The following is an 18095-nucleotide window of genomic DNA, read 5'->3' on the forward strand; positions in this document are numbered from 1 at the left end:
CAAAACGAATCGTTCCATCCAAAGCTTGAATCACAGCCAAGCACGAATGAGAATCCTGAATCCCAACAGACCCTAGCGCGCGTCCGATTTCCGAATCTAGCGTCCCCGCAGCACGCCGTCGAGGATGGGCAGGCCGGCGATGACGGCGGCGGCGATCAGGGCGTAGCAGATGGCGCGGAAGACGCGTTCGCTGGCCTTACCGAACAGGGAGGCGCCGAACCATACGCCGATGGCGTAGACCGGCCCGACCACGAGCGAGAACTTGATGGAATCGGCGGTGATCAGGCCGGTGAAGAAATAGCTCACGACGGAAAAGAAATCCGAGGCGCCGAAGAACAGCACGATGTTGGCGCGCGCCACCGTGAAACTGATCGGGCGCCCGAGCCAGTAGCCGACGATCGGCGGACCGCCGGTTTGCGCGAGCCCACTGCAAAAGCCGGAGAGGCCGCCGATGCCGATTGAAAGCGTCGCGTGGTCCTTGCCGCGGTAGCGCCAGCCCGACAGCAACAACGCCATCAGCGCAGCGACGAAGCCGGAAATGATCCAGCGCGTGGTCACTGGGTCGAGCACGCTGAGAAAATACGTGCCGATCGGCACGCCGACGAGTGCACCGAGCACCATGATCGCGGTGGCCTGGCGGTCGGCATGCTTCCACGCATTCGGAACCAGCGGCATGGCCGCGACGAAATCGATGATCAGCAGCAGCGCTGCGACCAGACGGGGCGCAGCGATGCTGCTTGCCAGCGGCATGAAGATCAGCGCGGAGCCGAAACCGGAAAAGCCGCGCGCCGTTCCCGAGACGAAGGCGATGGCACAGATTGCCAGCGCAACGTTGAGGCTGACGTCCGAAGGGATGAGACCGAACGGGCTCATCCCCGGAGAGTGCCGCCGGTCTTCTTCGTGACGTCAGTGACGATCTTGGCTGCCACCGCGTCGATCTCCTGGTCGGTCAGCGTCTTCTCGCGCGGCTGAATGGTGACCGCGATCGCAATCGACTTCTTGCCGTCGTCCATGCCCTTGCCCTCATAGACGTCGAACACGGTGACCTCTGTGATCAGCTTCTTGTCCGCGGCCAGCGCGGCGCGGACGATATCGCCCGCCTTGACGCTGCGGTCGACGATGAAGGCGAAGTCGCGCGACACTGGCTGGAACGCGGAGAGTTCGAGCGCGGGCTTGGCGCGGGTCGGCTTGCGCTTGGCCTCGGGGATGCGGTCGAGGATCACCTCGAACGCGATCATCGGGCCATCGGCGCCGAGCGCCTCGAGCGCGCGCGGATGCAACTCGCCGAAATAGCCGAGCACGTTCTGCGGGCCGATCTGGATCGTGCCGGAACGGCCGGGATGCAGCCAAGCCGGGCCGCCGGGCACAATCTGCACCGCCTGCACCGGCGCGCCGGCCGCTGCCAGCACGGCAAACGCGTCGGCCTTGGCATCGAACGCGTCAGCGGTGGCCGAGCCGGACCAGCTCCGCCCCAGGCCTTCCAACGAGGCGAAGCCGTGGCGCACGCCGGAAGCGGCAACGAACTGGTCTTCCGGCCTGTCGCCCTTGAACACCTGGCCGACCTCGAACAGCGCCACGTCAGGATAACCGCGGTTGATGTTCGCCTGCGCCGCTGCGACCAGGCCGGGCAAGAGGCTCGGCCGCATGTCCGAGAGGTCGGATGCAATCGGGTTGGCAAGCGCCAGCTCGGCCTGACCACCGCCGAACAATTCCGCCGCGGGTTTTGAGATGAACGACCAGGTTACCGCCTCCACCATGCCCCGCGCGGCCAGCGCGCGCTTGGCGCGGCGGGTGCGGAGCTGGATAGAGGTGAGCACCGGCTTGCGAGGTTCCTCGCCACGATCGAACGGAGTCATCGGCACCTTGTCGACGCCGACGATGCGGACGATCTCCTCGACGATGTCGGCCTTGCCATGCACATCGGTGCGCCAGGACGGCACTGCGATCTTCACCACCGGGCCGGTGCCCGCGACCATGAAGCCGAGATGGGTGAGAATGCGCTTCGTCTCGACCAGCGAGACTTCGATTCCCGCGAGGCGCTTGACCTCGGTCAGCGGGAAATCGATCACGCGGTCGTCGCCGTAGCGATTGCCGACGACGATGCTTTCCGACGGCGCGCCGCCGCACAATTCCATCACTATCTTGGTCGCCAGCTCGAGACCAGGAACCATGAAGGCCGGGTCGACGCCGCGCTCGAAGCGATAGCGCGCATCCGAATTGATGCCGAGCTTGCGCCCGGTCTGGGCGATGTTGATCTCGTTCCACAGCGCCGATTCGATCAGCACGTCGGTGGTGTTCTCGTCGCAGCCGGAGGCCTCACCGCCCATGATGCCCGCGAGCGATTCGACGCCGGCGTCATCGGCAATGACGCACATCGAGGAATCGAGCGTGTAGGTGCGGCCGTCGAGCGCGAGCAGGGTCTCGCCGTCGCGGGCGTGGCGAACCACCAGATTGCCCTTCACCTTCCTGGCGTCGAACACGTGCAGGGGACGCGCACGGTCGTAGGTCATGAAGTTGGTGATATCGACCAGCGCATTGATTGGCCGCAGCCCGATCGAAGCCAGGCGCTTCTGCAGCCATTCCGGCGACGGGCCGTTCTTCACGCCGCGCACCAGCCGCAACGCGAAGCCCGGGCAGAGCGAGGCGTCTTCCACCGTCACCGTCACCGGCGAGGCGAATTCGCCCCTGATCGGCTTGATCGCGGGGTCGATGAACTTGCCCATGTCGGCGGCGGAGAGATCGCGCGCGATCCCGTGCACGCCAGTGCAATCCTGCCGGTTCGGCGTCAGGTTGATCTCGATTGTCGGATCGCCGAGCCCGGCCCATTCGGCATAGCCCTGACCGACGGGTGCGTCGGCGGGCAATTCGATGATGCCGTCATGATCGTCGGAGATCTCGAGCTCGGCCGCCGAACACAGCATGCCGCGGCTTTCGACGCCCCTGATCGTGCCGACGCCGAGCGTGATGTTCTTGCCAGGAATGAAGGTGCCGGGGGCTGAGAACACGCTGATCAGGCCTGTTCGCGCATTCGGCGCGCCGCAGACCACCTGCACCGGCGCAGCACCGTTGCCGGTGTCGACCATGCAGACCCGCAGACGATCGGCATTCGGATGCTGCTCGGCCGAGATCACCCGCGCAATGGTGAACGGCGCCAGCGCCTTCGCCTTGTCCTCGATGCTCTCGACCTCGAGCCCGATCATGGTGAGCTTGTCGGCGAGCTTTTCCAGGGGCTCGTCGGTGTCGAGATGTTCCTTCAGCCAGGAAAGGGTGAATTTCATGATGCCAACCTGTGATCGCGAAAAACCTCAACCAGACGAAAACGCTCGCACATCAGCATCATGTCTTCGCTGAATTTGCCCTGCCGACCGAAATAGCGGCGGTGCGCGTCCCGCCAATATTGCAGGCTGCGGTCACCTTCACCTTCTTCGTAGGCAAACGCTGCGTCGACCTCGCCAAAACGGCGATAGGTCACCTCGGTTGTTTCGATGACGCAAGCCGGTTCGCCGCGGCCGTCGAGCACGATCCAGCGTTCGCCTGATGTCGAGGTGTTCGGCTCGTGTTCAGTGCTGCAGGTCGCGGTCTTGATGCCTTTGATGACGAGTTCGAGCAATTCGTCGGCAAGCCCGGGGCCGTCGCCAAAGGCGAACGCGCGCAAGCTCCGATATTGCTCGGGCACAGGACTCAGGTTCACGTACTAAGCCCTCCCGCCAGCGTTGGGAGGTCGAGCGGCTTGAAGCCGTAGTGGCTGAGCCAGCGGACGTCGCTGTCGAACAATTGGCGCAGGTCGCTCATGCCGTATTTCAGCATCGCGATGCGGTCGATGCCCATGCCCCAGGCAAAACCCTGGTAGACGTCGGGGTCGAGGCCGCAGGCGCGCAGCACGTTCGGGTGCACCATGCCGCAGCCCAAAATCTCCAGCCAGTCCTCACCCTCGCCGAAGCGGATCTCGCCCTTGTCGCGGCGGCACTGGATGTCGACTTCCAGCGACGGCTCGGTGAATGGGAAGAACGACGGCCGGAAGCGCATGTTGATGTGGTCGACCTCGAAGAACGCCTTGCAGAACTCGTGCAGGATCCATTTGAGGTGGCCGAGATGCGACTCCTTGTCGATCACGAGCCCCTCGACCTGGTGGAATTGCGGCGTGTGGGTCGCGTCCGAATCGATGCGATAGGTGCGGCCGGGACAGATCACGCGGATCGGCGGCTTCTGCGTCAGCATCGTGCGCACCTGCACCGGCGAGGTGTGGGTCCGCAACAGCATGCGCGAGCCATCCTCCTTCGGATTGAAGAAGAAGGTGTCGTGCATCTCGCGCGCGGGATGGCCGATCGGGAAGTTCAACTTGGTGAAGTTGTAGTCGTCGGTCTCTATGTCGGGACCTTCGGCGACCGAAAATCCCATGTCGGCGAAGATCGCCGTCAGCTCGTCCCAGACCTGGCTGAGCGGATGGATGCGGCCCGCTTCCGCCGGCGCCTCGCGCAGCGGCAGCGTGACGTCGATGGTCTCAGAGGCAAGCCGGGCATCGAGCGCGGCGGCCTTCAGCACCTCGCGGCGCTCGGCGAGCGCCTGAGTGACCTTGTCCTTGGCAAGGTTGATCGCCGCGCCTTGTGTCTTGCGCTCCTCGGGCGACATCTTGCCAAGGGTGGCAAGCAGCGCCGAGATCGAGCCTTTCTTGCCGAGGGCGGCGACGCGCACGGCTTCCAGCGCCGCTTCGTCGCCGGCGTTGGTAATGTCAGCGAGGATTTGCGATTCGAGTTGAGCAAGGTCGGTCATGGCAATCCCTTTTGGCCAGGATACCAAGCCGGCGCTCCCAGCCCGGCATGCCCGGATTTGGCCGGGCATGACAATTTCCAGAAACTTCGCAGAAAAGCGACGATGGTTTAGGCCGCGAGCGCGGCCTTGGCCTTCTCGGCGATCGCCTGGAACGCGGCCGGCTCGTGGATCGCGAGGTCCGACAGCACCTTGCGGTCGACGACGACGCCCGACTTGGAGAGACCGTCGATAAAGCGGCTGTAGGTCATGCCGAACGGGCGGACGGCGGCGTTGAGGCGCTGGATCCAGAGCGCGCGGAAGGTACGCTTCTTGCGCTTGCGGTCGCGGAACGCATATTGGCCGGCCTTCTCGACCGCCTGCTTGGCGACGCGGATGGTGTTCTTGCGGCGGCCGTAATAGCCCTTGGCGGCCTTGTAGACTTTCTTGTGCTTGGCGTGGGCGGTCACACCGCGTTTGACGCGAGACATGACTTAAATCCTTAGATTTCTGAAGTGGTGACGGGGGCCGCGCGGACCGCGGCGAGGTTCAAGCGGCTCGGCTCAAGCGTTCGGCAAGAAGTACTTCTTGATGTTGTCGCCGTCGGTCTTGAACAGCACGCGGGTGCCGCGGAGCTGGCGGATCTGCTTGTTGGTCCGCTTGATCATGCCGTGGCGCTTGCCGCGCTGGGCGTGCATCACCTTGCCGGTACCGGTCACTTTGAAGCGCTTTTTGGCGCCCGATTTGGTCTTCAGCTTGGGCATTTGGCTCTCCTTAAGTGCCAGCACGAAACCGCCCCGCGAGGGGCGCCGGCCGGCTAAAATGCTCGTTAGAGCGTTGAATGTGCTCAGGTTTTTCGCAAATGAAACAACCCGCACAGAACGTCGCCACGGCAGCCCTTGATCAGCCGGGCGGCGAAGGTTGCGCTTATGGCAGAGTAGGGGCGAATTGGCAATCCCGGAACCGCTGCGGGACGACCGTAGCCCGGGTGGAGCGCCAGCGTAACCCGGGACGCCTGCATCGCTTGGCGACAGACCCAGGTTGCGCTGCGCTCCACCCGGGCTACTGGCCGAACGAAAACGCCCGCCGGATCGGTCCGGCGGGCGTTTTCTTTCACCGATCGAAAATTCGCCTCAGCGCGGCGCCAGCACCATCACGACCTGGCGGCCTTCGAACTTCGCGTCCTGCTCGACCTTGGCGTATTGCGCGACGTCGGCCTTGACCTTGTCCAACAGTTTGGTGCCGATTTCCTGGTGCGCCATTTCACGACCGCGGTAGCGCAAGGTGATCTTGACCTTGTCGCCCTCCTCAAAGAAGCGCTGCATCGCGCGCATCTTCACGTCGTAGTCGTGATCGTCGATCATCGGACGGAGCTTGATCTCCTTGATCTCGACGATCTTCTGTTTCTTGCGGGCTTCGGCGGCTTTCTTCTGCGCAGAATATTTGTACTTCCCGTAGTCCATGATCTTGCAGACCGGGGGACTCGTATTCGGCGAAATCTCGACCAGGTCCATACCGGCTTCCATGGCCATCTTGATGGCCACCATGGTTTCCACGGTGCCTATATTGGTACCGTTCTGGTCGATTAGCTGGATCTGCGCGTTGCGGATTTCATCGTTGGTGCGCGGCCCGTCTTTGGCGACAGCGGGCGGGGCTCTATTGGGACGGCGAATGGGTAACTCTCCAAAGTTGTGAAGGAAGGCGATATTTTGAAGCAATACTTGGCAACGGGCAAGCGTGCTCGCAAGTTGCATCCCAAAACCGTCAAATGCGCGGCATTTAGGTCACGCGACAGAGCAGATATTTGGTGAGCGGATACTCTACAAGGAGAGATATGTTCCCTGCTCACGGTTTGCCCGTGTCTATCGAAAACGCACTGATGAGAATGACGATCCCATGACCGGTCCCGCGACTATCGACCAGGAACCAGAGTTCATCGAGGTAGGGAACGGCGCCGAAAGCCGCCGCATTGCGGTGCGTGCGCGCGGAGGTCGCAGCCTTGCGGGCAGTCCTGAGCGTAGTCCTGGGCTGTTCTGGCTCGGCGGCTTCAATTCCGACATGAAGGGCACCAAGGCGGTCGCGCTCGATGCGTGGGTCGTGGAACACGAACGCGCCTTTGTCCGGTTCGATTATTCCGGCCATGGCGAATCCGGCGGCAAGTTCATCGACGGCACCATTGGACGCTGGCTCGAGGAGAGTGTCGCGGTATTCGCGCAGTTCTGCAGCGGGCCGCAGGTCGTGATCGGCTCCTCGATGGGCGGCTGGATGGCGCTGCTGCTGGCGCGCGAGCTTGCCAGGCGTGCCGACATCAGCGCCTCGCTCGCGGGAATGGTACTGATCGCGCCGGCGCCGGATTTCACCGAAGAGCTGATGTGGAAGGGCTTTTCGCCGGAAATCCGTGCCGAGATCGAGACCAAGGGCGTCTGGCTGCGGCCGTCGCAATATGGCGATAGCCCCTATCCGATCACGCGGGCGCTGATCGAGGAGGGACGCAATCATTTGTTACTCGGGGCCAAGATCGATGTCGGCTGCCCGGTGCGCATCCTGCAGGGCGCGCAGGATCCCGACTTGCCCTGGCAACACGCGTTCACGCTGGCGCATCGGCTGCCGAGCGAGGACGTGGTGCTGACCATGATCCAGGACGGCGACCACCGCCTGTCGCGCCCGCAGGACATCGCCCGCATCATCGCCGCGGTAAAGGAGATGGGGTGAGCGGCCACTCACGCTGTCATCATCCGCGAAGGCGGATGATCCAGTACGCCGCGGCCCATCGATGTATCACGACCGCTGTGGAATACTGGATGCCCCCGCCTGCGCGGGGCATGACGGAAAGAGTGGGGAGAAACGCCATGGAAACAACGTGCTTGCTCCGCGCCTTCTGCGATGCTGTCGAACAGCGGAAGGGCGCTGCATTCGCTGATTTGTTCACGGACGACGGCGTCTATCACGACGTGTTCTACGGCGCGTTCACGGGGCATGCCGCGATCGCTGACATGATCGACGACGTCTTCTATCGCACCGCGACCGATTTCCGCTGGGACATGCACGACCCCGTCAGCGACGGCCGTACGCTCTATGCGCGCTACACCTTCAGCTACCGCTCGACGCTGCCGGAGGCTGGTGGCGCGCGGGCGATGTTCGAGGGCGTTGCGATCATGACCCTTCGCGATGGCCGCATCGCGGAATATCACGAGGTCGCCAACACCGCGCCGGCCTTCCTCGATATGCACTTTGTGCCGGAGCGAATTGCAAAGATCGTCGCCAAGCAGGGCGCCGAGCTGAAGGCGCGCCCCGAGATGGCGCGGCATCTCGCCAACTGAGGCCGTCATTCCGGGGCGCGCGTTAGCGCGAGCCCGGAATCCATCAGGCCGCGGGGTAAGTGGTGAAATGGATTCCGGGCTCGATGCTGCGCATCGCCCCGGAATGACAAAGGGTGAGGGCGTGCTCAGACGGGCGCCGACTTGCGCACCTGCTGCGACCGCCAGCTCGCGATTTCCGCAAGCTCCGCTTCCGGCCGCTTCACGACCGTCTGACGCCGCCCGAGATAGATATTGCCACCATCGCCCTCGATGGTGATCCAGTCGCCCGCCAGGATGGGCGACTTGCCGAGCGAGGCGCGTTCGGCCACGGCGTCGATCGTCATGTCGGCGCATCCGACGATGCACGGCTTGCCCATCTGCCGTGCGACCAGCGCGGCATGGGCCGTACGCGCGCCGACGGCGGTGACGATGCCGGCCGCGACCGCAAAGCCCGCGACATCGGCCGTGCTGGTGTCCGGGCGCATCAGGATCACGGGGTCGCCGGCGGAAGCAAGCCGCTGCGCGCTTTCGGAATCGAAGGCGGCGCGCCCCACAGCAATGCCGCCGGAGGCGCCGATGCCGGTGACGACCGGATCCTCCACTGCTGCCAGCGAGACTTCGACCAGCGAGGCGAGGTCGACATCGGCGATGCGGCTGAGCCCCTCCTTCGGCGTGATCAGTCCCTCATGCACGAGGTCGATCGCGATCTTTAGTGCGGCGCGCGGCGTGCGCTTGGCGGAGCGCGTCTGCAGGATCCACAATTTGCCGTCCTCGACGGTGAACTCGACGTCCTGGACGTCAGCGAATTCCCGCTCCAGCCGTTTCAGGATGTCGCCGAGCTCGCTCGTGAGCCTCGGCAACGCGCGGGCGATCGTCGCCTCATTGTCGGGCGTGCGCCGGCCCGACACGACGTCCTCTCCTTGCGCGTCGAGCACCAGGTCGATCATCGGCCGCGCTGTGCCGTTCGAAGGGTCGCGCGAGAAGGCAACGCCCGCGCCCGAAGCGAGCCCGCCATTGCCGAACACCATGGCTTGCACCGTCACGGCAGTGCCCTTCAAATCTTCGAGGTTCTGCAGCCGGCGATAGGTCTGCGCGCGCTCGCTCATCCAGGATTGATAGACGGCGCGCGCCGCGCGTTCGAGCTGCGCTTCCGCATCCTCGAGCCAGCCGTCGTCGCGATCCTCGATCAACGCCTGCTCATCGGCAGCGAGCCGTTCGATCGCCTCGCTGTCGAGCTCGCGGTCGGTCGCAACGCCCTCTTGCGCGGTGAGCTCGACGATCCGTGCCGCGAATGGCGCAAAGTCGAAGCCGAGCACGGTCTCGGCAAAGCTCTCCAGGAAACGCCGGCGGCAATCCCATGCCAATCGCGGCCGGCCGGTTGCGCGGATCAGGCCGTGCACCGCGCGCGAAGTGCAGCCGACATCGAGCACCGTCTCCAGCATGCCGGGCATCGATCGCGCAGCACCGGAGCGCACCGAGACCAATAGCGGATGCCGGTGATCGCCGAAACGCTTGCCGGTGACGCTTTCGAGGAATGCGATGCCTTCCTTCAGCCCGTCGCGCAAGCGCTGCTCCGCGTGCGCGTGCTTGTCGGTGAGGTCAGCGCAGAGTTTGACGGGCAGCACGAAGGCCGGCGGCACCGGCAGGCCGAGCGCGGCCATCCTGGCGAGGTTCGCAGCCTTGGCGCCGATCTCTTCGGCCGGGTGACAGACGGTCTCGTCGCCGCCGATACGCACGATTTGCATTGTTGCCTCCCCTTCACGCCGCCAGATCGATCATGATGTGCCGTCGCAACAGGTGCCCGAAGCCGGCGAGGCGGTCGGTCGAGCGCTCCACTGCGCGGGCGAGTTCGAGTGTGGACAGCGAGGTCGCGACATCGTGGCCGCCGGTGAACACCAGCGTGGTGATGGTGCGTTCGCATGTGTCGGCGGCGTGCTCGGCGTCGACCAGGCGGACGACGGCAGCGAGCGCATCCTCGGAATCGGCGCGGCGGCCCTCCGGCACTTCGATCGCAGCGGCAAGCCCGCTGGCGGCGGCTTCGGTCGCGGTGATGGCGACCGCGCAGAGTTCGGCGAGCGCCGACACCAGCGACTTGTCGAGGCAGGCAGGCGTAAGCGAGGCGATGAAGGCGGCCTGTTCGAGTTCATCGACGGCTTCTTCGGCGCGATCGATCAACTGCCCGATGACGGGGCGCGCATCGAGCCGGGTGACTTCGCGCCGCGCCTCGAAGGCGAGGCGATCCGCCTTCTGCTCGATATGGCTTGCGCGCGCGGCGAGCGCCTTGCCGTCGGCGGTCTGGTTGGCCTGTAGCGTGGCGACATAACGGGAGATGGCGGCGACGAGGTCATGCGCTAGCCCGACCTGACGCAGCACCATCGCCAGCAGCGCGCTCTCGACCCGCTCCAGCCGCCGCACCAGATCGGCCTCGATCTGGTCACGCACCATCCTGACCGATTGGCCGGCGAGCAGCGCCTCGGTCGAAAGCCGCAGCACGGTCTTGAGGAAATCGATCGCGGCCGCGCGACCGAGCGCCTGGTCGAGCCGCTCACCGAAACCGATGCGGTTCGGCGCGGCATTGCGCACGGCGCCGCCGAGCAGTTCATTGCCGCCGAGTTCGAGGAAGGCGCGGTGGCCGATCCGGTGCCGCGCCGCCCATTCCAGGATCCGCGCGGCGTCGTCCTTGGCGACCCAGCTCCGCAGCAATTTCCGCGCCTTGTTCCAGTCGATCAGGAACACCAGCGCGGCGCCCACCGCGGCCAGGAAATCGTTGCGGTCCGCGGCGCTTCCGCCTTCGAACTGGCCGGTGACGAGGAAGAAGGCGCTGTCCTCGCCAAGGCCATCAGCCGAGTGGCGGTCGAGCCCGCTCCACTTCGCCTCGAACTTGTCGAACAGCGAGATGAAGAATTTCGCGCGCGCCAGATGCACGTCGCTGTAGGTGACGGTGACCGCGTTCTTCCTGACCGCAATCACCAGGACATGCGCGTCGGTGGTGCCGATGTCATTCTGGATCAGGAGCCGGCCGTCGGACCGCGTCGCCATGGTGTCGAGGCCGGGGTGATCGAATTTGAGGCCGCGCGTCTCGTTGAGACCCTTCATGAAGCTTTCGACCGGCGCGCGGTCCTCGCTGTGCAGGCCGAACACATGGGCGCCGGCAAGCACCTCTTCCGAGCAGTCGGCGGCGAGCTTGTTGAGCGCCTTGTGCAGCTCCATCACCAGCCGGTGCAGGCTCGCGCCGGAGTCCTCGCCGACACCGGTCAGCCGTGCGATCCGCGCGAAGTCGATCTCGCTGGATGCATCGAGCAGGCCGGCGGTGCGGATCGAACCGAGACGTGCATTCGCCTTCTCGCCGTCCGCCACGCTGCCCGCATTCACCGCGCGGAGCATGGTTGCGATGTCGTCCTGGATCTCCTTCATCAGCTTTGCGAGCGCGGGTGCACTGAGACGGCTGTCGCCGATCATGTGCGCGCCGCTGACCAAGGAGGCGATGGCCGCCGGCGCGATCCCTGCGGCATGGCTTTCCACGGCAAGCTGGTTGATCGGGCGATCGGGCTGCCGCGCATGTTCGGCGGCGGCCTGCAGCGCGCTCAAGCGGACCTTGATGCGGTCGTTGGCGGCGAGGCCTTCGGCGACGAGCGACGGCAAGAGAATATCGGCCTGACCGAGTTCTCTAATGATCTGTGCTTTCATGAGACCACCGGGCGCGAGACATCACTGCCATCTCTATGCCTTGCGTCCGGGGCGGTCTCCTTGCGCTAGATCATTCATATAGCTGTCATATTCGATCTGATGCGGCCGCGAGGTCGCCGAACTCGCGCGTTACACACGACTATCGACCCTCATGGTGAGGAGGCGCGTGAGCGCCGTCTCCGGACGATGCTTCGCATCGCCGGGAGAACCATGAGGGCCGCCCGGTGGCCTCATCCTTCGAGACGCGCTTCGCGCTCCTCAGGATGAGGGTCTGATACGGGCGCCGATGCGCGCCATTCTTCGCGCACGCTGTCGTCGGTCTCCGAATCGATTGCGTGCGATGCCAGCGCGGCAAAAGCTTCCGGTTCGACGAGTTGCGACAAGGCCCAGACGGCTGCGCCGCGCACCAGCGGGCTTGCATCGTCGAGCAGGCGCTCGGCCTCGCCGGCCAAAGCGGCATCGTCGGAGTTGCCGATCGCGATCAGAACGTTGCGGACAAAGCGGTTGCGGCCGATGCGCTTGACCGGCGATTTCGAAAACAGCGCGCGGAACGCGGCATCGTCGAGCCGCACGAGATCGGCAAGCACTGGGGCGCGCAATTCCTCGCGCGCTGCGAGCTTTGCTTCACGTCCGGCTTGCGCGAACTTGTTCCACGGGCACACCGCGAGGCAATCGTCGCAGCCATAGATGCGGTTGCCGATCGCTTTGCGGAATTCGCGCGGGATCGGGCCCTTGCTCTCGATAGTGAGATAGGAGATGCAGCGCCGCGCATCGAGCTTGTAGGGCGCGGGAAATGCCGCGGTCGGGCAGATGTCCTGGCAGGCGGTGCAGGAGCCGCAATGATCGATGTCGGCGGAATCGCGCGGCAGCTCGCTTGCGGTGAAGATCGCGCCGAGGAACAGCCATGAGCCGAAGTCGCGCGACACCAGGTTGGTGTGCTTGCCCTGCCAGCCGAGACCGGCGGTTTGCGCGAGCGGCTTTTCCATCACGGCCGCGGTGTCGATGAACACCTTCACCTCATCGCCGCTGGCCGCGACCAGCCATCGCGCCAGCGTCTTGAGCCGCTTCTTGATCACATCGTGATAATCATCGCCCTGCGCATAAGCCGAGATCGCGCCGCGGTCGCGGCGCTTCAGGATCTCGAGCGGATTCTCGTCCGGCCCGTAATTGACGCCGAGCATGATGATCGAGCGCACGCCGGGCCAGAGCACGCGCGGATCGCTGCGGCGCTCAGGATGCGCCGCAAGCCAATCCATGTCGCCATGGCCGCCCAAGTCGAGGAACTCGCGGAAATATTTGGCCGCGCCGCCGATCGCGCCGGGATCGGTCACGCCGATGCAGTCGAAGCCGAGCGCGCGGGCTTCGCATTCGAGCGCGGATTTGAGATCGGCCGGTGAAAGCTTGGGCGGTGGGTTCAGAAGTCGAGGTCCACATAGGTCCGCGACGCCGGCACGCCCGCCAGCCATTCGCTGAGCAGCGGGCGGAACGACGGGCGGGATTTCACCCGCGCGTACCACGCCTTTGCTGCGTCGTCCTCGCTCCATGGCACGTCGCCTAGATAGTCGATCGCCGAAAGATGCGCCGCGGCGGCGAGATCCGCGTAAGTGAGCCGGTCGCCGGCGAGATAGTTCCGCGTCCGCGCCAGCCAGCCGATATAGGTCAGATGATAGCGCACATTGGCCTTGCCCGCGCGCAGCACCTCCGCATTCGGGGCGCCTCCGCCGTCTTCCTCGCTCATGAAGCGCTTGTAGATGCGCTCGGTCACCAGCGGATTGGAGGCCTCCTCGAAGAACTTGTCGTTGAACCACGACATCAGCCGGCGCACCTCGACGCGTTCGGCCATCGAGGTCGGCATCAGGCGCCGGTCGCCGGCATTCAGCCCATGCGCCTCGTCGAGATATTCGGCGATCACGCCGACACCGGGAACCGGCGGGAAACCCTCGGCGATCAAGGTCGGCGTCGTTGCCGCCGGATTGAGCGCCAGATAGGCCTCGCGACGTTCCCAGACCCGTTCCTCCACCAGCCGCAGATCGAGCCCGTATTCGCCAAGCACCAGGCGAATGAAACGGGAATGCGGACAGAACGGATGATGAAACAGCGTGTACATGAAGTCCTTCAGCAGTTCACGGCCTGATCGTGTCGAAGCCGCGGCAGATCAGGGACACTAATTCACGATGCGATTAGATGAAATCGGATCATGGTCCCATGTCTTTGTTTGAGCATGATCTTTTTGCAGAACCGGTCTGCCACTTCTCCGCACCATGCTCTCAGTTTGAGCATGATCTCCGCGCAAACGCATCGCGTTTGTCGCGAAGGAAAACCGGTTTCCGCTTTTCCGGATCATGCTCTAGCCAATCAGACGAATCAGGCAACCTATGTTTGGCGTTTTTAGCGATTGCAGCAAAACGGGGAATAGGCGAGAAGAACCCGATTTCTCCAGCAAAAGCAGGCCACATCATGATGACCGATACGTTGCGGGCGGTGATTCTGGGCATAATCGAAGGCGTGACGGAGTTCCTGCCCGTTTCATCGACCGGCCATCTCCTGCTGGCGGAACGATTCTTCGGACTCGGCGAAGGCCCCTTCTGGGACAGCTTCACCGTCCTGATCCAGCTCGGCGCGATCCTTGCCATCGTCGGACTCTATTTCGGCAAATTGTGGCGGGTCGCGCTCGGCATGTTCTCCAATGCGGATGACCGGCGCTTCGTCATCGGCGTGCTGGTCGCGTTCCTGCCGGCCGTCATCGTCGGCCTCATTGCCGGCAAATACATCAAGACCGTTCTGTTCAATCCGTGGGTCGTGTGCTTCTCGCTGATCGTCGGCGGCGCCATCCTGCTGTGGGTCGATCAGCTCGAGCTCAAGCCGCGCGAACATGACGCGACGAGATTCCCGCTGCTGATGTACCTTTGGATCGGCATCGCGCAGTGCATGGCGATGATCCCGGGCGTGTCGCGCTCCGGCGCCTCGATCGTCGCGGCAATGCTGCTCGGCTCCGACAAGCGCGCGGCGGCGGAGTTCTCATTCTTCCTGGCGATCCCGACCATGATCGGCGCCTTCGCCTATGATTTCTACAAGAACCGCGCCGAGATGACGACGGACAATCTATGGATCGTCGCGATCGGATTCGTGGTCTCGCTCATCACCGCTGTGGTCGTGGTGAAGACCTTTCTCTCCTATGTCACCCGCCACGGCTTCACACTGTTCGCGTGGTGGCGCGTGATCGTCGGCACGCTCGGCCTGATCGCGCTGGCGCTAGGAAGGTAAGAGTCAGTTTCGTAGCCCGGATGGAGCGAAGCGTAATCCGGGGTCGGCGCATCCGCGTCTGCGGTGTTCCCGGATTACGCTTCGCTCCATCCGGGCTACAATCTGCGTCAAGCCTGAGACGGTGGACGATATGCGTTCTTGCGCTCGAACTGGCCGGCCGGGCGGAAGCGCCAGAGATATTGCGGGGCGATTGCTTCCAGCGAATCGGGGGTGATGCCCAATCCTTCGAAGGTGAGGCCCGCGGCCTTGGCCGCGTCCGACACCACATTGTCCTTGCGCAACAGCTCGACCTGATCCGCCGTGAGCTTCAGCGCGCCCGGTGCGAATTGCAGGAACGCGGCCATGATCTTGGCGAGGCCGAACGGCAGCGAGACCAGCGCGCGGTCGCGGTCGGTGATATCAAGGATCGTCTCCATGATCTCGCGCATGGTCAGCACTTCCGGGCCGCCCAATTCGTAGGTCGCGCCCGGCTTGGTCTTGCCGTCGACGGCATCGGCCACCGCGGTGGCGACGTCGCCGACATAGGCCGGCTGCATCTTGGTCAGGCCGCCGCCGACCAGCGGGATTGCCGGCGACATCCGGGCCATCCCCGCGAAACGGTTGGTGAATTGATCCTCCGGCCCGAACACCAACGACGGGCGCAGGATGGTGGCGGACGGCGAGGCCGCCAGCACCGCCGCTTCGCCAGCCGCCTTGGCGCGGGCATAGGCGGAAGCCGAATCGGCGTCGGCGCCGATCGCCGAGACATGCACCACCCGCGCGCCTTCCGCGCTTGCGGCCGCAGCCACCGCCTCGGCGCCCTTGGCCTGAACCGCCTCGAACGTCTGCCCGCCGCTCTCGGTGAGGATGCCGACCAGGTTAACGGCGACGTGAGAATCGCGCATCGCGTCGGCCACCGAGGCCGGGTAGCGCAGATTGGCCTGGACGGCGTGGATCTGGCCGACCTTGCCGAGCGGCTGCAGGTGCCCGGCCAGTTCCGGTCGCCGGACGGCGACGCGAACGCGGTAATCCCGCTTGCACAGCGCCCGGACCACGTGCCGCCCCAGGAAGCCCGATCCGCCGAAAACCGTGACGAGCGTTTCCAGGTTCGATGCCATGGGTCAGTTCCTGCGGGTCGAAATAGGTGCGATTTTGGGGCCTGTTCAGCCGGATGTCGCGATACGCCATCGCGGTCACCCTGTACAGACTATTTGAGTTTCCAATCGTCTATTTGACAAGCGCGCGACCGGTCCTTACTAACCCCGCCACGTGCCCAGGTGGTGGAATTGGTAGACGCGCTGGCTTCAGGTGCCAGTGGCCTCACGGCCGTGAAGGTTCGAGTCCTTTCCTGGGCACCATCGCATTGCGATGTTGTTGATTTCGCTGAAGTCCTTGTTATTCAAGGGTGGTCGACCGTCTCAACTGGTACACAGAGACGGTACACATGCTTCTGCAAAGCTCTTCTCCTGTCCTCCGCGACGGCCCTTCCTTCAAAACCCTCCGACTACGTGTCCCGGCCGACTTGCGCGTCAAGGCGCTTGGCTGCGTGCTGCGCGATCCGGTTGGAGACGAGACTGCTACGATACGGGTGGGCCGTGCTGGTGGGGGTAACCTTGCCAGACAGGAATGAACGGATGAGGATCGCACCGATTTCCCATGAAAAATAAGGGCTTTTCGAGCCAACAAGTCAGCGTGGTGCAGCAGCGCGGAGAGCAGTTGTCGTCCAACCGTTCAGAACTCGAAGCGCCTGCTGGTGATTGAAGCTGCTCTTGAACGGCGAATTGAGGTTCTTGAGGCTGATGCCGCTAGACTTAAAAAGTGTTCACGCTAGAGGTCTTTACCGAGGGGGATAACGATGCGGCGTAGAGGGGGCAATGGTGGGGTCAGGCGCAAGGATCAGGAATGGCACATACACGGATGCTGACATTCTTGCGCTTTACATGAAGTACAGAGAAGCTGGAATTGGTCCGTTCACGCGCGAGATTGGTGATTTCATCGCTCATTCAAGGCGTGACAGAGGCGCGACCTTGGACACGACGGCTTATGTGTTCGCGCAAGTCGCATTCTTTCAAACTTACCAGAGTGACAAAAAGAGGCCGTTAGAACCGAAAGGAAAATGCGGTTGGTGGCTTAAGCACTATTTTCTGACAAAAGCTAAAGAGGCGAATGAGGCAGAGCTTCTGAAGCATGCAGACATGACAAAGAAGCAAGCTAAAAACGCAATCGAATCGTGGTTCGATGACAAGTCGGCTTACCCGATGCGGATAAACTGCAAAAACCCGAATGAACTGTACCGACTAGCGACGTTATTCTGCCGAACCATCGTCGGGAAAAATGTCTTCGATTTGGATGCCGTGAAGTTAGAAATCAAGCAGATATTCCAAAAGGAAGGTATCCCACAAACAGAGATGGACGACTTCATCATCGGTACATGCGTTCTATTATCTGGCAAGTCTGCGGAGATTGTGCCCGGGTTCGCAGCAACTGTCGAACTAGCGGTTGGGACAACCAGAAGTATTCCCACTGGCAAAGATGGCAGATGGCCGGGCGATCCGAATGGATGGAATGTAATTCCTCTGCCGGATGGAAATCTAACCGTTTGCGTCAAGACCAAGAACGAGACTGGCGACGGCTTGGTTTCGATAGCTCTCGAGCTTCTGGATACAAAGATTGATACGGAAGCATACTTCTCGCGATCCCTCATAACAAAAGACCAGCACGGGTTTCCTTGTTTGGATTTTGATGCTCCCTTGAGCTTTGACGCTACCGCTAATCCAAAAGTTAGTATTGTGGTCTGAATGAAGTTCAACGAGGGACAGGGTGTCAGCCGTTCCTAGCCCTGCGCCAATTGTGAGAGTTGTCTAGCTTCTGGCCAACGACCGGGCCTACTTGGGCCCCTGCCTCGCTAGCGGAGAATGCGAAGGACTAGACGAGCAACCGTCTGACCCTTTTTGCTTTGGGCACTGCGGCCCGATAACAGCAAAACACTGATAGGTCCGCACGGGTGAAGATGTCTTGAGCGTCCCCTCACGCTGCCCAACTCGCTAGTGGTCTATCACAGTGATTTTGACTCTTTGGGGGTGGCTGGATAGGCGCGGCCGAGTTTGGCGCGAGCTTTGT

16 protein-coding genes and 1 tRNA gene are annotated in these 18095 nt (G+C 63.3%); 5 read left to right on the plus strand and 12 right to left on the minus strand.

Features of this window, described 5'->3' with window-relative positions; translation table 11 throughout:
- Positions 1-96: 96 nt before the first annotated feature.
- From AAFX91_RS25975 to infC, 7 genes are all read right to left on the minus strand, one after another.
- Complete coding sequence (locus tag AAFX91_RS25975) at positions 97-873, minus strand: sulfite exporter TauE/SafE family protein (protein WP_394568563.1); 777 nt, start codon at positions 871-873, stop codon at positions 97-99.
- Complete coding sequence (gene pheT, locus AAFX91_RS25980; protein WP_394568564.1) at positions 870-3278, minus strand: phenylalanine--tRNA ligase subunit beta; 2409 nt, start codon at positions 3276-3278, stop codon at positions 870-872. Before pheT ends, AAFX91_RS25975 begins: the two co-directional genes overlap by 4 nt.
- Positions 3275-3685, minus strand: coding sequence for an ASCH domain-containing protein (locus tag AAFX91_RS25985; RefSeq protein WP_394568571.1), 411 nt, complete (start codon positions 3683-3685; stop codon positions 3275-3277). The genes pheT and AAFX91_RS25985 overlap by 4 nt, the downstream gene beginning before the upstream one ends.
- A 2-nt stretch (positions 3686-3687) precedes the next feature.
- Positions 3688-4770 carry a phenylalanine--tRNA ligase subunit alpha gene (gene pheS, locus AAFX91_RS25990; RefSeq protein ID WP_394568565.1) on the minus strand — a complete coding sequence of 361 codons (1083 nt, stop codon included), beginning with the start codon at positions 4768-4770 and terminating at the stop codon, positions 3688-3690.
- Between the two features lie 107 nt (positions 4771-4877).
- On the minus strand, positions 4878-5237 hold the full coding sequence (gene rplT / locus AAFX91_RS25995; protein ID WP_027581334.1) for a 50S ribosomal protein L20: 360 nt from the start codon (positions 5235-5237) through the stop codon (positions 4878-4880).
- A 72-nt stretch (positions 5238-5309) separates the two neighbouring features.
- A complete protein-coding gene (rpmI, locus tag AAFX91_RS26000) occupies positions 5310-5510 on the minus strand; it encodes a 50S ribosomal protein L35 (RefSeq protein WP_028164829.1) in 201 nt (66 codons plus the stop codon).
- A gap of 369 nt (positions 5511-5879) precedes the next feature.
- On the minus strand, positions 5880-6419 hold the full coding sequence (gene infC, locus AAFX91_RS26005; RefSeq protein WP_130581655.1) for a translation initiation factor IF-3: 540 nt from the start codon (positions 6417-6419) through the stop codon (positions 5880-5882).
- 223 nt (positions 6420-6642) lie between these two features.
- On the opposite strand from infC, the gene AAFX91_RS26010 reads away from it, so the two are divergent.
- Both AAFX91_RS26010 and AAFX91_RS26015 read left to right on the plus strand, forming a co-directional pair.
- Positions 6643-7458, plus strand: a complete 816-nt coding sequence (locus AAFX91_RS26010; protein WP_394568566.1) for an alpha/beta hydrolase — start codon at positions 6643-6645, stop codon at positions 7456-7458.
- A gap of 137 nt (positions 7459-7595) precedes the next feature.
- The gene (locus AAFX91_RS26015; RefSeq protein ID WP_394568567.1) at positions 7596-8066 is read left to right on the plus strand and encodes a nuclear transport factor 2 family protein; all 471 of its coding nucleotides are present in this window, start codon (positions 7596-7598) and stop codon (positions 8064-8066) included.
- A gap of 125 nt (positions 8067-8191) precedes the next feature.
- Here AAFX91_RS26015 and AAFX91_RS26020 read toward each other — a convergent pair whose 3' ends face one another.
- From AAFX91_RS26020 to AAFX91_RS26035, 4 genes are all read right to left on the minus strand, one after another.
- A complete protein-coding gene (locus tag AAFX91_RS26020; RefSeq protein WP_394568568.1) occupies positions 8192-9790 on the minus strand; it encodes a PEP/pyruvate-binding domain-containing protein in 1599 nt (532 codons plus the stop codon).
- Between the two features lie 13 nt (positions 9791-9803).
- A complete protein-coding gene (locus AAFX91_RS26025; protein ID WP_394568569.1) occupies positions 9804-11732 on the minus strand; it encodes a hypothetical protein in 1929 nt (642 codons plus the stop codon).
- Between the two features lie 230 nt (positions 11733-11962).
- Positions 11963-13198 carry a tRNA epoxyqueuosine(34) reductase QueG gene (gene queG, locus AAFX91_RS26030; RefSeq protein ID WP_394568570.1) on the minus strand — a complete coding sequence of 412 codons (1236 nt, stop codon included), beginning with the start codon at positions 13196-13198 and terminating at the stop codon, positions 11963-11965.
- Positions 13147-13839, minus strand: a complete 693-nt coding sequence (locus AAFX91_RS26035; RefSeq protein ID WP_028164834.1) for a glutathione S-transferase family protein — start codon at positions 13837-13839, stop codon at positions 13147-13149. Before AAFX91_RS26035 ends, queG begins: the two co-directional genes overlap by 52 nt.
- A 350-nt stretch (positions 13840-14189) precedes the next feature.
- Between AAFX91_RS26035 and AAFX91_RS26040 the strand changes: the two genes are divergently transcribed.
- A complete protein-coding gene (locus AAFX91_RS26040; protein WP_165421360.1) occupies positions 14190-14996 on the plus strand; it encodes an undecaprenyl-diphosphate phosphatase in 807 nt (268 codons plus the stop codon).
- Between the two features lie 107 nt (positions 14997-15103).
- Here AAFX91_RS26040 and AAFX91_RS26045 read toward each other — a convergent pair whose 3' ends face one another.
- Positions 15104-16093 carry a complex I NDUFA9 subunit family protein gene (locus AAFX91_RS26045; protein ID WP_130581653.1) on the minus strand — a complete coding sequence of 330 codons (990 nt, stop codon included), beginning with the start codon at positions 16091-16093 and terminating at the stop codon, positions 15104-15106.
- A 153-nt stretch (positions 16094-16246) separates the two neighbouring features.
- Between AAFX91_RS26045 and AAFX91_RS26050 the strand changes: the two genes are divergently transcribed.
- Both AAFX91_RS26050 and AAFX91_RS26055 read left to right on the plus strand, forming a co-directional pair.
- Positions 16247-16333 (plus strand) — tRNA-Leu (locus tag AAFX91_RS26050).
- 516 nt (positions 16334-16849) lie between these two features.
- Positions 16850-17773: a hypothetical protein gene (locus AAFX91_RS26055; protein ID WP_130583366.1), complete on the plus strand. Its 924-nt coding sequence runs from the start codon at positions 16850-16852 to the stop codon at positions 17771-17773.
- Positions 17774-18095: the final 322 nt, after the last annotated feature.

This window comes from Bradyrhizobium sp. 31Argb (genome assembly GCF_043638955.1).
GTDB lineage: Bacteria > Pseudomonadota > Alphaproteobacteria > Rhizobiales > Xanthobacteraceae > Bradyrhizobium.

What these genes read in the sequence shown, in the direction of transcription:
- AAFX91_RS26055 (WP_130583366.1), top strand. Translation starts at nt 16,850, where the DNA reads ATGGTGGGGTCAGGCGCAAGGATCAGGAATGGCACATACACGGATGCT.
- AAFX91_RS26035 (WP_028164834.1), bottom strand. Translation starts at nt 13,839, where the DNA reads ATGTACACGCTGTTTCATCATCCGTTCTGTCCGCATTCCCGTTTCATT.
- AAFX91_RS26040 (WP_165421360.1), top strand. Translation starts at nt 14,190, where the DNA reads ATGATGACCGATACGTTGCGGGCGGTGATTCTGGGCATAATCGAAGGC.
- queG (WP_394568570.1), bottom strand. Translation starts at nt 13,198, where the DNA reads ATGGCTGGCGGGCGTGCCGGCGTCGCGGACCTATGTGGACCTCGACTT.
- AAFX91_RS25975 (WP_394568563.1), bottom strand. Translation starts at nt 873, where the DNA reads ATGAGCCCGTTCGGTCTCATCCCTTCGGACGTCAGCCTCAACGTTGCG.
- pheS (WP_394568565.1), bottom strand. Translation starts at nt 4,770, where the DNA reads ATGACCGACCTTGCTCAACTCGAATCGCAAATCCTCGCTGACATTACC.
- AAFX91_RS26025 (WP_394568569.1), bottom strand. Translation starts at nt 11,732, where the DNA reads ATGAAAGCACAGATCATTAGAGAACTCGGTCAGGCCGATATTCTCTTG.
- rplT (WP_027581334.1), bottom strand. Translation starts at nt 5,237, where the DNA reads ATGTCTCGCGTCAAACGCGGTGTGACCGCCCACGCCAAGCACAAGAAA.
- AAFX91_RS26045 (WP_130581653.1), bottom strand. Translation starts at nt 16,093, where the DNA reads ATGGCATCGAACCTGGAAACGCTCGTCACGGTTTTCGGCGGATCGGGC.
- AAFX91_RS26015 (WP_394568567.1), top strand. Translation starts at nt 7,596, where the DNA reads ATGGAAACAACGTGCTTGCTCCGCGCCTTCTGCGATGCTGTCGAACAG.
- pheT (WP_394568564.1), bottom strand. Translation starts at nt 3,278, where the DNA reads ATGAAATTCACCCTTTCCTGGCTGAAGGAACATCTCGACACCGACGAG.
- rpmI (WP_028164829.1), bottom strand. Translation starts at nt 5,510, where the DNA reads ATGCCCAAGCTGAAGACCAAATCGGGCGCCAAAAAGCGCTTCAAAGTG.
- AAFX91_RS26020 (WP_394568568.1), bottom strand. Translation starts at nt 9,790, where the DNA reads ATGCAAATCGTGCGTATCGGCGGCGACGAGACCGTCTGTCACCCGGCC.
- AAFX91_RS26010 (WP_394568566.1), top strand. Translation starts at nt 6,643, where the DNA reads ATGACCGGTCCCGCGACTATCGACCAGGAACCAGAGTTCATCGAGGTA.